The following is a 14,281-nucleotide window of genomic DNA, read 5'->3' as shown; positions in this document are numbered from 1 at the left end:
TCTTCATTGAGAAGGTTTTAGTAAGACTTTCTGTATATTCTCGGTTTGATCGATAAAACTATTTTGAAACAATATGCTTCAAGCATATCATGTAAATTCTAGCGGCTGCGCGTAAACTCCCATATTTTGAAATCCATGATGGATGTAAAAAGACTCTTGGATAGCCAGCCCTTGGATGCTCACAAAAGCTAGCCGATTAGCATTCAAACGGCGCTCCCCTGATCGGTTGCAGTTAACGAGCCCGCTATTGAAATCGATTCATTGCTAGACGCCGGGAATTGTTCTTACCGAATTTATTTACTAAGGACATCCTCTGCTACGCTCTGGCAAGCCAAGACTCGATGTCATTTTATGAATGCAACTACTTCCCCCCTGCTGCCTCCTCGTAACCGCTCATAAAGTAGAGAAAGTTGACCCAGGATAACAGGAGTGCTAAACCGGCTTTCAATCGTTCTAAGCGCATTTTCTGCCAGCATCTGGCGGAGAAGAGGGTTTTCCAGTACCTCCTTTAAAGCCTGTGCCAGAGCATCGGCATCTCGGGGCGGAACGAGTAAGCCATTTTCTCTATCCCTGATCACTTCTGGTATCCCCCCCACGGGAGTTACAATAATCGCCCGTTCAGCCGCCATTGCTTCAAGCATAGCCATTGGCAGACCTTCATCATGAGAGGGAAGCACGAAAACCGATGCACGAGCGAGTTCTTCCGCTTTTTGACTTGCATCCACCCAGCCACGAAACTCCACATTGGAGGCAATGCCCAGTTCATCTGCCATCTTTTGCACAGAATCAAGGCATCCATCTCCGCAAACAACTAACCTGATATACGGCAGTGAATCCTTCAGTAGGGATAAAGCCTTTAACAGTTCGAATATTCCTTTCCCCTTTCCCACGTGCCCCAAGAACAGTATCCGCCCGGCCTCCCCCCTCTGTTTTGAAGATATCTTAGCAAGCCTGACAGAATTGGGAACAATCTGGATAGCGGCCGCAGGGGCGCAGGTTGAGAGAAAAGCTGCCCAGCTTTCTGATAATGCAATAACTGTGGAACTCCTCTCAAGAGTCCGCCGAATCCACCATTTCAGCAGTACTCCCGATTCCTCTGAAGCAAAATGAGGAAACCGACCTCCGTGCAAATGAAAAACTGTCTGGCAGCGGAACAATCTGGCGACAGCAAGAAAAATCGATTTTCTGATAAAACTTGCACCTGAGGCCGAGTGGACGTGAACGATGGCTGGTTTGGCAAACATGCAATACCACAGCACTTTGCCAGTAGCGGAAAACATGATTGCTAACTTTTTAAAGTGTGTTCCCTCCCGGTGTGAAGTAATGTATTTGACATTTTGCTGATCGAGAAAGCCCTCTTCCTGCAGTAAGGTAACGACAGATGCTATACCTCCCCTGCCAGTTGAGTCCGTTCCGAGCATAAGAGATATCTTTCCTTTATTCATTTAAGAGATCTTCTTTATTTAAGACTTAAGTTTTGATTCACCAAGGGGTCAAACTATTCCAATTCACATTTTGAATAGTTTGGGTACAACAATTTCCGAAATCGGCGAATAAGTGGGGATGCCACCCCGATTACTTCTATTACTCCTTACGCAAATCGTTCCATTCCACCTATATAGTAAAATCCCGGGTTAAGATAGCGTCTGAACAACCGTAAACTGACAGTTTGCGAAGTTGGAGAACCAGAAAGGTGGGCAATCACGCTACGGGAAATCACATGATCTCCACGAAGAAGAGGACGGCGAGCCTTTTGAGGGACACCTGATGAGCGCATTTTCTGTTTCGTGCCTCAGCGGTTTTCAGCACGAAAGTGGCATAACCAGAAATCACGATACAACGTACATATCCTGTAGCGGAGGGCCAATCGAATCTGATTCAATCGCATTTGCTTCTTTTTAGAATTATTAATACCTTCCTCTACTTAGAAGAATTCTTACAAATAGAATTTAACTTTCCGCTAACATTGAGATGGCTTTTTAACAATGAAAAAATGATCAGCGCCGAGATCGAATATCTTTAGCAAATTGAAAAATAATCGTCTGAGAAGGAGATTCTCGGTGTCAAATCCTCTTACAAAGTTCACATAAGTACTTATCGTTTGGTAATCGAGTTGTATTAGGCCGTAGCGCATCAAGAGAATGTACAGGGATTCTTTTGTAAAAAGATTAATATGATGGGGAGGCGCTATCATATTCCAGTTTTTTAATCCCTTTACCTTTCGATGAATACAAGCGGGATTAGGTGTAGTAATAACCAGAAGCCCACCAGGCTTAACCCGGTTTACCAGATGGGATAAAAACAGTTGAGGATCTACTACGTGTTCCAATACATTCAGACAAGTAACTACGTCATAGTCGAGATTATGTTGAGTAAGATCTTCTCTAATAAGCCCGATGTTTAAGACGTCCGCAGCAAATTGGACTTCTTCTTGCGATATTTCTAATCCGCTCGCATCAAAAGAAAATTCTCTCGAAGCTAAAGCCACAAAATATCCATTGCCCGCACCCACATCGAGCAAGGATGAACGCCCATTAATTTTCAAAATCTGATCTAGAATATAGCGCCATCTGAATCCCCATACTTCCTCGATACTTTGTACTGTTTTATGCTGCATGGTATAGTAATCTCCAGACTCATATTGATCATGATCGAAGTCAACATCAGCCATGATGCAGCCACAATCAGGACAAATAAATATGTCTCTGGAATTTCTGGTAAATCTTTTTTGACTTAAGCGATGATTAGGATCAGCCACGCAAATTCTACGGGGATTCTGCATTTTGCCTCCATTTTGGATTGCTCAATGCTGCCTCTTGATTAGAGCACTATTTCTCAAGCATAAATCTTACCAGTTCTCTATTTAAGGAGGTTTTCCGTTACCCAAAGTCTCGTGTATTTGCAACAGTAAGGTAGCCCCGATAGGATATAGGGCATGTATACATGGAGAAAGGTCAGTACTGTTTGCCGCAATTTCATTTCTACAGGCTTGATATCTATCTCAGGGATAAAACAGTAGCTCACACTGCTTGCTTTATCGGGCAACATGAATGCTCTCGTCCCCCACCTTGATCTTCCGATTACTTTCAAAATTTCCCATCTCTATCGGAATATTCTTACAGTCTATATCCACTACGGCCAGAAACTCTACGGCAGCCATTCGCTCTTTCGTCTGGAAACGTCCATGCCACTGATCATTGGTCGTGCGTGCACCACCTTGGTCATTTTCATTTCGCGAGGGAGGTATTTGAGGAGGAGCGTCAAATCTGTTGTTCTGCGCGAATTCAATGGCGTGCGGCTGCAGCATGTTGATACAGGCGCGCGCGGCCTTCTGCTTGACCTCGATTGATCCCGGTTCCTTGATCTCGAATGGGTTGAGAGCATGTATATTCCACTCGAACTGACGTGGAGTGGCAGAGCGCAAGGAATCATGGATGATGAGCACATTTTTATTCCGCAAGTACCACAGACGCCTTCTAGCCTGTTGCAAGGCACCCTCATAGGCCGGGGTTGCATCTCCTTCCGTGAAATCCACTTTCCCGTTACTCTGGAATTCCGTCAATTGTCCCTTTGCAGTCATCTTTCCCGAACCTGTTTTCTCTGCTTGACCTTTTCCTCCATCAAAAGTGATGGCATTGTGAGCCTTGGTTTGCCAATACCATTGTTTCCAGTGAGGAGAACCTTCCCAGTCGTAGTATCCGCTAGCGATCAGCAATGGCTCATCTCTGGATACGAGGACAAAAGAATTGTTATCGGCGTGGCTGTGGCCAAACGCCGCGTATGGGCTTGACCGGAAATAAACGGATGTTCTCAATGGATCGACTATTGCGCTATGCATCGCCACCCATCCTATATCGTGAAAAGCGATTGAATTTGCTCGAGGTGGCTCAGGTTTGATTCCTTCCACCGGAAGAGGAATCGGGGCTTCCAAGACCTGTAGGGGATATTCTCTTTTATCAATATTGAGAAAGTACCACGCGGCCAGCGGACTATCCTGCCGCGAAGCGTAGCCCTTAATCTGGCTGAAGTCGGGAGGCATCTCTGCGCCATCCCCAAAAAGCTGGATGGGTGAAGAGGGAGGCTCGAAATATACAAAGTACTTGAGAAGTCCCTGAGACCAGGGTTTCTTATAGATATTGATTCCCGTCGCGGCCCGAATCGAGTCCCAGCGCGGAATGATACCCAAGTTAAGCGACCATATGGCGTAAGCCGAACTGTTCGCCCACCCTCCTTCCTCGCCCCCCCATGGGCTCACGGTATGAATATAAAAACGGAAGGAATCATTAAACCAGTTATCAGCCACCGGTAGGGTCCCAACCATTAGCGCGGAAAGATCGGCGAGATACCCCAGATTTGTCCATCCGTGCGAATCGTAGCGTGCCAACTCGAAGCGCCTTTGCCCGCCCAGAAGGTCGTCATAGATTGCTTGGCCTCGCGCTGCGATGGCTTTTAGCCATAGCTGCTGGGATTCCGCGGGTACTGCATCTCCCAGCCAATCGAAGGCTGAGGCAAGTCCAATTGCGATATCGCGGGATGCCTGATCCTGGGATTTATGTCCTGTAGGACCGTTCGGGTCCAGTGCAGCAAGTGCATCGCCGGTTCTCAATGCCTCTGCCAGCAGCGCCGGATCGTGATTAAGCTGCCAGAGGAAAGCCGTGGCCCTGAGTTGATACGCTTCTCCTGATACATAGTTTCGGATGGCAAATAAGGAATTCGCCCAGCCTGCCCCCTTGCCGACTTTGCGGTCAACTAGTTTCGGGGGTGCGGCAAGTGCGGGCTGAGCCATCTTTTTTTTCACCTGATTTTTCACGGTGGCCACTACATTGCTTCGCTCACTCTGCACGAGTGAACGCGACTTGCTTTCATCCTTACCACGCACGAAACTACGAGGCCGGGGTTTGTTTCGTAATTCCCGCAACAAATCTTCGTTATCCGGTACAACGAATGGTATCGCATCCTCGGATATTGTGAATCGGCGCCAAGCGCTCTCGCCGACTCCGCTTCCCGGTCCAATCGGACGAACTTGCCAGGAGTATTTACCTGGCGGCAGACTGGCGGAGGGCAAGTACCAATTCCGCGGAGTCCGCCACTCATAACGTTTTCCCCCTTCATGCTGTAGCACCAGTACGTACTCTGCGGAAAGGTTTATGCGCCGCCAGTCAAAATCCGGCGGGTTCTGTTTCACTATGGCTCCATTCGCCGGCGTGACGGGAATCTGTTCGGCGGCTGTCGGCTCTGCCCAATCGCTCATTCGATTGTCGATTTTCTCTGGAGGTAGCTGTTGACATCCAACCTGAGTGTGAGCGAGCAGACTGGCAACGGCAAGGGCCTGTAATGTAGGTTTTCTAAACATAATGGATAGCCATTAAATTATTTGATAGTGAGTGACGAAGGTATTCTTCGTTTCCGTGATGAATCCCGTCCGCAACACAGGCGTGGATACCGAAAGCACAAACATTGCGCGCGGTTTTATACTCCATCTGCTGATTGCAATCTCGACGCTCAAACCATTGTTTCCTACATATTTCACTGCCAGCAATTTATGCTCGGCCCGACATCACTGCATCACCATGTCTCACTACTTTAACCCTTAGCATAGCCTAATTCCAGTGTAGACTATGTTGAGGCCAGTCGCATTTTTCCAGCCAATTCATAAACACGAATTGTTTTGTCAGCAATGGATTCCCAAGAAAGTTCCTGATCTCTTAGCCTCTGAGCTCCTGCGGTCAATTGCTCCCAGAGCTGAGTATCATTAAGAAGGGTTTCGATTGCCTCGGACAGAGCGATTGAATCCGACGGGGGGACAAGCAATCCGTTTTCCCCATTTCTGACTAGTTCAGGTATGGATCCCACAGCGCTGGCTACTACAGGTCGAGCAAAGCCTAATGCCATGGCCGCGACGCCGCTTTGGGTGCCATCAACATAGGGAAGGACTACCGCAAAAGAGTCGAGAAACAGATCGGGGACTTCTTTCGCGGCAATATATCTATCCAAAATTTCAAAACAACCGGCTTCTTCCATGCGTTGTCTATGCCGCGCTAGATCCGTACCGAAGCCCGCAACTACCCCAATCACCGGGTAGCCTTTGTCTCGAAGCATTATGACTGAGTCGACAAAATAACTGAGCCCCTTATATTCGAAGATACGTCCGAAAAACAGCAAGCGGAACCCGCTGGGATGTGATGGTTGGGTACCGCTGAAAAGCCCTAGCGGACCGTGTGGAATGGGTTGGACTTTATCTTTGAAATGAGGAAACGCTTTGATCAAATTGTCAGCAAGCAAACCACCGTGGGTAATGGCGATATCCGCAGCTCGCCTCATCAGGGGCAGGTATAACCTAAAGCGCGAATAGCGCAAACGATTGGAATCTGTCCCTGAATGGGGGGTGGGATCGTGTACGGTAAGTACTATGGGTATCGAACGTAGGAAATACAGTCCTAGAATTACTTCATCGCGAGGATCTTCCTGATAATGAATTACATCAGGCTTGAATTGCTGGATTGCGCGTACAAGCCGTCTTGCGTTGCCAAGAATCATCAGAGGGGAGCGCGGCCTATCCAGTATCAGTAGCATCAAGGACGGATGACGGATACCCTTAAGCCAATCTGGGCCGAGTTCGCGATCAGCGTTACCACGATACAGAACAAGGAGCACCTCTCGACTTTCAGCTACTGCGAGCGCCAAATTCAAAGCATATTCGGCAAAGTGCAAGGCAACCAGGACAACGCGGGGTTTCTTCATCGGAAGTTTCCTGCTCTTAAAAAATGTGCCCGCACTTGGACGGGCTCATTGGCTTTGTCGCGCTGTTTGGCTCCTCTATCGATTACATAGAGGAAAAAAGCCAACATTGCCATGGATTCCGCTCCTAGAATGGCATTTGGTTGAAGTGGCACTTCAAACGTCGCTCGAACGAGAAAGATGACTGCCAACGCAATGCTGCCTCCATGCGTGTACCGGGTCGCGCGTACGGAGTAGCGAAAAACAAAATAGAGAAAAACCAATAGTGTGCTCAAGCCCACAAATCCAGAACGGGCAAACACGTCAAGAAACAAATTATGGGCATGTACGGCACCCCCCAGCCCCCACCGAAGCCGATTCTCCAAGCTCCAGAAGCCTAAACCCTGTCCGAACAGAGGATTCTCCATTCCTCCTCGCAAAGCAACTTCCCATATCCAGGTTCGTCCGCTTGCCGTTGCCAATTTGCTAACCGCTCGCGAATCCAGGCTGCGTTCAAGTGAAGTAAAGACGCTTGTATCAAAGAACATCACCCACGCACTGACTGCCGTGATAAACAAAATAAAAAACGCTATTAGAATAATTAAAATTAAATTTTCATTACGTCCGTTCAAGCTTTTTCCTTGAAGCCCGGTCACCAGTCGATATCCAAAAATGATCAAAAGCCCCAGGAACGCTGCCAGAATGGAGGTCTTGGATTGAGTTAAAACCAAGGCTAGGGCAGCAGTGAAAAAAATTCCATTGCCGAGCCATCTCCTGGCGGATGGCTCGGCGGCCTCCAGCACGAGAAGAGTGCCAGCGACTGATCCAAGAGAGTTTGCTCCTGCCGTTAACCCCCAAAGTCGCGAATTGAATCCGGGGATAAGTCCTACATAGCTGGGCTGAACGGCCAGCTGGGGAATTAGCACGGCCATGACCAAACTAGTCAATACAATAAATCCCAGGCACTGCTTCGCCACGATAACCGGGTCAACCTTCGACAACCGCATCCACAGAAATAAGGCGATAAACACGAAAAATGGATAAAACAGTGATACGTGAAATTGATGGCTCTTTCCAAAGATGAGCGGCAGAATGCTGAACGCGATATAGAACACCATAAACGCAATCACGATATCATTTGGCGAATTCAGTCTCCTTTGTTCAAAACGGTTACCCCCTGCCTTCCTTTTGCTCGACAACAATATCCATGTCACGCATAAAGCGAGGGAAACCCCGATTACAGCGGAGAGGAGCAATTTGGCAATTATCGTGCCCCCAGCTTCGCCCACTGCTCCCATAACCAAAGCTTCTTCGTCTATTCTGAGAATACGCCCTGAAACGAGGATACCGCCCACACCTGCCATCACTATCATCCACATCAGATAGCTGAACATTTGACCTGGCCAGCGGGAAGCTGCGCCTGCCACAGCGCTCATTGCAACGATTGAACCAAGCGCAAAAACAAAGACAGCTATCGAAAGAATAATGACTGTCAGCACGAGGAAGCCTCGCAAACGGTTAAATTTTGTAGGCGGGGGCGCATGCTTCAGATACCCAACATATGGACAACTTGCCGTCCTGCATGAAATCTGCTCAGCAGATCTATAGAGGCAAGACTAAAGAAAAAACTGGGAAACACCTTGAACAGCACCAAAAGTACGAGACCTTTGAGGGCAAGCGCCAATAATTCAGTTGGAATAACCTCAAGCGTAGAGTCACCGAATAAGGTAACCGGCATAGCCATAATGATAGCGACAAAAAAGGGCCCTCTTAGTGTCGCGAGGAATTCTTTCAGCGTGATCCCGCCCCTCACCGCGATTGCTTTCAACTGTAAAGAGAGTCTGACCGTATACGCCACGGTAATGGCAAGTCCAACATAGACAAGACTGACATTTATGGTGAGAGACAAACCGAAGATCATGACCATCAAGCAAGCCATCTGTGAATAAAGTACCGTTTTCTGATCCCCGGTTGCGGTAAGAATCGCCCCTGAAAGCAAACTCAACGAGAATGCAATCATTCCTATGGATAGAGCGGAAAAAATATCTGCGGCATCAAGCCATTTACTCCCGAACACTATCTTGATCACTAACTCTGCATGTGTGAAGGTGTATCCATATGTCGGAAAAACGATAAAACTGACTGCCGCCAGCACGGCTAGGTAAAGGCGCTTTATTCGTTGCTGATCAGCACCGATTGCAGAAGCGGTGGAAAAGAGGATCGATTGCAATGTTTGGACTGCATGAAGTGCAGGAGTGCGCGCCAGCATCATGGCGGCATTGAAATTCCCTAATGCGGAGGCGCCCAGGCCTCCGATGAACACGCCTCCGGTATTGTCTACAGCCCAGTTCAAAACATTGATTCCAGCCACCTGACGACCCATCGGGCCACTCTTGGTTGGCAGGAAAGGATTTGCAAGCTTTAGAGAATGAGGGCTGTAATAGTGACCAATAACAACCTGGAGAATATAATGTACATACCATGCAGCTACCAGAGACCAAACCCCGAACCCGCCTAGAGCCATCGTGACCCCTACAATGGGATACGCGATCAGGTACGCGCCGGTAGTTGCTATTTGAATCTCCCGAAACCTGAGCTCTGCTCTCAATGCAGCCTGTGAGATACTGAAGAATCCTATGAAGAGACACGATGGGGCCGAATATCTGAACATAGATCCGACAAGCTCATTCTCCAGATAATCCGCGGCAGGGTAAGAAATTGCGAAAACACAGAGCATGCCAATAAATGATAAAAGCATGATTCTGGAAAAAACAATGGCGATTTCGCGCTTGTCGTTAAAGTGTCCTTGTATTAGAGACCATCCATAACCTTGGTCGATAATCAAGGCCAAGATACCATGGAGCAACAGCACATATCCGAATGCGCCGACTAATTCTGGATCGAGTTGACGCATGATTAAAATCTGAGCACCAAACTGCGCGCCGATCCGAATGATCGTTCCGGCGTAGCTACTCTTGACCGCGCTTAAGCTCTTGACTGCTAAACTCATATCCGCTGTTTCAAACAGCCCCGGAAGATGACCAGAAAAAAGCTGCTAACCCCTGCGTCATCACGTTCCTGAAAATCGCTTTCGTTGTATTACCGGCATTGCGGCCAGGATATCGTTTATGAATGCCTGGTGCATTTCAAATGCGTGCCGGTTATCTTCATCAATGGATGAAACCCGAAAAAGCAGTCCATCGGGAATCAGCCCCCTCAAGCCATATTGCATCTCCGCCAGCTTCTTTTTCCAGCCCTGGACTATTGGCATGTCGCCTATCATTACCCAATACGTGACAGGTTCAATCCTGTGTTTTTCCAGCGAGGTTACGAGCTGCACAACTGGAATCGAACCCGTTGGCGAGACAACGCTTCCTTTCTCTCTCGATATCAGTTCAAAACCTTGTGCCGGATAACACACCTCCGGATAGTGTGTTTGCATGGAATCTCTTTGATCGTCACCATAGGCTATTGCCAGCATGATGCGATAGCCGTTGGAATTCGCGTACGTACGGCTCAATGTCTGGGTGTAGATACGTTCGATCAGCTCCTTTTGCTGGGGATCGACCATTTGTATGAAGTTGTGCTGCTCTTCCCTCCAGTCTCCGAATTCCTTCGGTATTATTTTTTCGAGGTCGACTGCCGGACCCTGGTCGGCGATTTTTTGGGTAGGCTTCAATGCAAGCGCGAGGCCTGAGGCAGCGAGCATGAGTACTAGAAGTAAGCAGTTTCTTAGCCAGGGATTCATCATCATGCGTCGCCAAGCGCGTTGCTTCTAACACGCAACCTGACTGCCATTTGTAATAGTGAATCGACCCCAATGATCAGCAGGAGGGCACTGAGGAACAGCACCATGCCGGCGAAGCCGTGCAGGAAGCCTTGCCCCGCCTCATCGCCGAAATGGTAGGTAATCAGTGTCAGTACCATTACCCGTATAACGTTGGCGGTGAAGGATATCGGGACAATGAAGATAGCCAATGCGACGTTTCTGAATAACGAGTCGTGACGAACCAGATTAAGATAGAGCAGGCCGAGCGCCTCGAGCGTAAAGAGAGTATGAAGGCCTGCACACGCATCTGCTACCAGCAGCTTGTATTGCCCGATTTGCAGGATCACTCCGGTACGCGCGATGGGGTAGTTGAACCAGAAAAGAATGGTTTCCGCCACATATGAAACTGCCATTTTCATCGGCATTGTCAGAGCATCGACGAAGGCGGAGGGGAGAGGAATCATGAACAACATGAAAAAGAGCGGAAACCATTGCACCTTGAGCGCGCGGGAGCCGCGCATAAGCAAAACAATGGCGGCAAGCAGCCAGATTACCGAGCCGATTTCGAACAGCAGGATTTCCTGGGAGCGCCCGATCACATAGAGGATCAGGCCAAAAATAAAGATGGGCCAGCCTGCAGCCGGAGCTGAAGGCTCCGACTCGCTCTGATGCCACATTTCCGGCCACTTCCGGTAGATAAGCCAACAGGCGATACTCAGCACAATCGGACCATGAGCTTGCTGATCTGTGGACCAGACGCCGCGAAAAAGATCGACCAGACTTGGTAAATAAAGTACGATTAACCCGGCAATGATAGGTAGCCAGATGAGCATGAGATTGCGGGGTTCCGCTGGCGGGTTTTTTCTATTGAAGATAATTGAGGAATTTATAATCATTTTGTTTTCACAATATCTGTCATCTCGCTACCTTCGCACTGCCTCCATGTTGCTCGTGCTGGGAATTCTGACGGGTCTATTTGCCGGTGGAGCGCACCCTGTTGCCGTAAACCTGGTACCCAGTCCTTGGGATAAGCTGGTCCACGCTGTTATTTTCGCCGTGCTTACTGGGGCTATAGGAGGGGCAGCAAGCGGCATCCCTGGCTGGCGACGGGTGGGCCTCGCATTTCTCGGGGCAACGCTGATCGGCTTGTTTGATGAATGTCACCAGATGTATCTGCCCGGCCGCAAGCCGGGGTGGGATGATTTTGCCGCTGATGTGACAGGTAGCCTTATCGGTATTGCCCTGCTCCGGGCAGAGTGGCGGCGCCGGAATTAATACGGCCTTCCCAACTGGGCCAATAGCCCTCCTCTCTGTTTTCCCAAGCGAATCAAGAAAATGAAGAAAATATAAGATATATGCCATCCCTTTCGTTTAGCGCCTGATGTTCGTGGAATTTCGATCACGCGAACCATCCATGGGGTATTACCCTAAATCCATACCGCCTTTATTGTTCAAAAATCATTCAGCACAGAACCTACTACCGCAGCGCCCGTCTGCTGGAAACGTCGCGCAAGATCCACGGTGCGTGATAGAGAGGTATGATTCTTTCGAAGGACAATCAAGGCAGCAGAGGCCTCGGTTGCGATGATTTGCGCTTCCCCGTATTCGCTTGCTGAGGGGGTATCCACGATAACGACATCAAACTCGCAGCCAACCGATTGCAGCAAATCCGCGAAAACGGGTCGACCGATAAGTTCTTGCGGATTTGGCGGTACTGCACCCGCGGGCAGGACAGAAAGTCCAAGCAATGAAGGAATTCTGACAATGCTCTCCAAACCAGCACGGCCTGCAAGGTAGCTGGATAAGCCCCCACCTGTATTCACTTTAAAGAATTCCTGCTGCCGGGGCGCCCGAAGATTTGCATCGATGAGCAATGTACTTTTGCCAAGCTGCGAAAAAACGATGGCAAGATTGGCAGCTATGAAGCTTCGACCTTCTCCCAGCCCTGGGCTGACAATGGCAAGCACGTTCCGGTCAGTATCCGGCTCGAACCAGCGCAGCATGAGCTGGCTGCGTAGGCTTCGCAGGTGTTCGACGACAGGACTGAACGGTTTGTAAGCCGCAATTAAATGATGACTGAGGCTGCTGTCCCCTGCTGGCAGATAGAGATTGTTAAACTGGCGCGAAAGAGCAAAGCGCACATCGTCTTCCGTGAGCAAGCCGAGGCATATGGCCGCTTCACCAAAGTGGTTTTGCTGCTGTACTTGCGCTTCCAGTATGCGGGTCACATTCTCCTCGGATAGCCTTCCCGCATTGACGAGAATAGCTCCGATCGAACTGCTATTTCCAATGATTTGAGTTCGGCCAGCAAAGAACGACTCGCGGGAATTGGAATTCTGACTCCGCTTGATGGCAGGCAAACTGGCGCTTACGGGATTCATGATGTAGCTCCGTTTGAGTATTAACTGGTTTCCGGGTTGGGTAATTTGGGAAGACGACTCGAAAGCTTGTTGCGAGACGGGCCGGACATTACCGCCAGCACCGGAATCTCTATGGCTTCCACGATGTCCTCTACAGAACGCACGCGTCGATTCATCAATTCCATAACCAGAGCGGCGCTCACACCCAACAGCGTACCTAGAAAGATGGAGATCAATGTATTGAGCAGCAATTTAGGGCTTGACGGCTCACTCGGGACTGAAGCAGGGTTCAACGGGGTTATGTTAGTCTGAACGGAAAGGCTTTCCAGACGGGTGAGGGCACTACGCTGGCTTATGCCTTCGAAATTGCGTTGCGCAGCTTCCACATCCCCTTGAAGAACACTCATCTGATCACGCTGTCTGTTAAGCTCCAACACGCGCCCCTTCTGCCTTTCCATCGCCTCGAGCAACTCTTGCTCCTTTCGCTTCCCCACTTCATATGAAGTGCCGATACTGCTATGAATCTTGCGTGTTTCAGCGGATAGCTTGCCTCTGAGAGACGCGAGTTCAGATTGAGTGCGTTTGGTTTGTGGATGATTTGGTCCCAGATAGGCGCTGCTTTCCTGAAGCTTTGCGTCGAGGCGCGCAATATCCGATTTGAGGCTATTTATTAGCGGGCTCTGTATGACCTCAGCTAAAGTGTCCGGATCTTCAGCGGCTTTCCGTTTACTGCTACTGTCCGATGTCTGGGCTTGGATAAGAGTAAGTTGACTTGAAAGTTCATTGAGCTTGGCTACTTCGTAATCCAGACGTTCCTCGGTAGCGACGAGACCGGTTTCCTGTTGATACGCGGAAAGTGCAGCTTTGGCTCGCTCTAGCTCATCCCTGGCAGCGGCAGTTTGTCCTTTGAACCAGTGGGCATACTGGCGGGCAGGGGCGACCTTCAAATCCAGATTCACGTCGATATAAGCTTGAGCGAAAGCGTTTGCAACAGCGGCGGCAAAATTGGGATCATTCCCGGTATACTCAATGTAGATTACGTTGCTTTCCCGGGAAGGTTTGACATCAAGCTTTCTTTTCAGCAAGTTGGCCAGCCAGGTGGTAAGCTCACCCTTGCTTCCGTCCTCCTCCCACTGCTCCTTTACGACAGGGCTTTCATCCAGGCGCAGCATTTTTACGACACGCTCTGCTACACGGTCGCTATTGATCACGTCGACCTGGGTAGCCATGTAAGTAGGTGACGTCAAACCGGGCAATACCATCCCCGCTACCGGATCGGGCGATTTAATGTCAACCACTACAGCTGTACCAGCGGTATATTGTTTAGGCAATAGCAAACTGACTACAAGGGTAGCGATTACCGTAAACAATAAAATATAGAGGACTACCTTATACCGGGCACGAAGGATGAGTAAAAATTGTTGAAGTGTCATAG

At 49.1% G+C, this 14,281-nt stretch carries 11 protein-coding genes; 1 reads left to right on the top strand and 10 read right to left on the bottom strand.

Annotation, left to right across the window (positions count from 1 at the left end; genetic code table 11):
• Positions 1-344: 344 nt before the first annotated feature.
• The 8 genes from NMUL_RS01335 to xrtB form a co-directional block, all read right to left on the bottom strand.
• Positions 345-1,445 (bottom strand): glycosyltransferase family 4 protein, encoded by a 1,101-nt coding sequence (locus NMUL_RS01335; protein ID WP_202944832.1) that lies wholly within the window; start codon positions 1,443-1,445, stop codon positions 345-347.
• A gap of 515 nt (positions 1,446-1,960) precedes the next feature.
• On the bottom strand, positions 1,961-2,782 hold the full coding sequence (locus NMUL_RS01330; RefSeq protein WP_011379614.1) for a class I SAM-dependent methyltransferase: 822 nt from the start codon (positions 2,780-2,782) through the stop codon (positions 1,961-1,963).
• A 252-nt stretch (positions 2,783-3,034) separates the two neighbouring features.
• Positions 3,035-5,251 carry a heparinase II/III domain-containing protein gene (locus tag NMUL_RS01325; protein WP_041352317.1) on the bottom strand — a complete coding sequence of 739 codons (2,217 nt, stop codon included), beginning with the start codon at positions 5,249-5,251 and terminating at the stop codon, positions 3,035-3,037.
• 365 nt (positions 5,252-5,616) lie between these two features.
• Positions 5,617-6,741 carry a glycosyltransferase family 4 protein gene (locus NMUL_RS01320; protein ID WP_011379612.1) on the bottom strand — a complete coding sequence of 375 codons (1,125 nt, stop codon included), beginning with the start codon at positions 6,739-6,741 and terminating at the stop codon, positions 5,617-5,619.
• The gene (locus NMUL_RS01315; protein ID WP_011379611.1) at positions 6,738-8,216 is read right to left on the bottom strand and encodes an O-antigen ligase family protein; all 1,479 of its coding nucleotides are present in this window, start codon (positions 8,214-8,216) and stop codon (positions 6,738-6,740) included. The genes NMUL_RS01320 and NMUL_RS01315 overlap by 4 nt, the downstream gene beginning before the upstream one ends.
• 47 nt (positions 8,217-8,263) lie before the next feature.
• The gene (locus NMUL_RS01310) at positions 8,264-9,727 is read right to left on the bottom strand and encodes an oligosaccharide flippase family protein (protein ID WP_011379610.1); all 1,464 of its coding nucleotides are present in this window, start codon (positions 9,725-9,727) and stop codon (positions 8,264-8,266) included.
• A gap of 60 nt (positions 9,728-9,787) precedes the next feature.
• Positions 9,788-10,465, bottom strand: coding sequence for an exosortase-associated protein EpsI, B-type (gene epsI / locus NMUL_RS01305; protein WP_041352730.1), 678 nt, complete (start codon positions 10,463-10,465; stop codon positions 9,788-9,790).
• A 2-nt stretch (positions 10,466-10,467) separates the two neighbouring features.
• Positions 10,468-11,382: an exosortase B gene (xrtB, locus tag NMUL_RS01300; RefSeq protein WP_011379608.1), complete on the bottom strand. Its 915-nt coding sequence runs from the start codon at positions 11,380-11,382 to the stop codon at positions 10,468-10,470.
• A 1-nt stretch (position 11,383) separates the two neighbouring features.
• Between xrtB and NMUL_RS01295 the strand changes: the two genes are divergently transcribed.
• Positions 11,384-11,761: a VanZ family protein gene (locus tag NMUL_RS01295; protein ID WP_202944831.1), complete on the top strand. Its 378-nt coding sequence runs from the start codon at positions 11,384-11,386 to the stop codon at positions 11,759-11,761.
• Between the two features lie 176 nt (positions 11,762-11,937).
• Here NMUL_RS01295 and epsG read toward each other — a convergent pair whose 3' ends face one another.
• Together epsG and epsF are read right to left on the bottom strand one after the other, a co-directional pair.
• Entirely contained in the window at positions 11,938-12,867 is a 930-nt protein-coding gene (gene epsG, locus NMUL_RS01290; protein ID WP_011379606.1) for a chain length determinant protein tyrosine kinase EpsG, read from the bottom strand.
• Positions 12,868-12,887: 20 nt separating this feature from the next.
• The gene (gene epsF, locus NMUL_RS01285) at positions 12,888-14,279 is read right to left on the bottom strand and encodes a chain length determinant protein EpsF (RefSeq protein ID WP_011379605.1); all 1,392 of its coding nucleotides are present in this window, start codon (positions 14,277-14,279) and stop codon (positions 12,888-12,890) included.
• Positions 14,280-14,281 lie beyond the last annotated feature (2 nt).

The organism is Nitrosospira multiformis ATCC 25196, assembly GCF_000196355.1.
Classification (GTDB): domain Bacteria; phylum Pseudomonadota; class Gammaproteobacteria; order Burkholderiales; family Nitrosomonadaceae; genus Nitrosospira; species Nitrosospira multiformis.
This window is presented reverse-complemented; position numbering and strand designations above follow the sequence as displayed.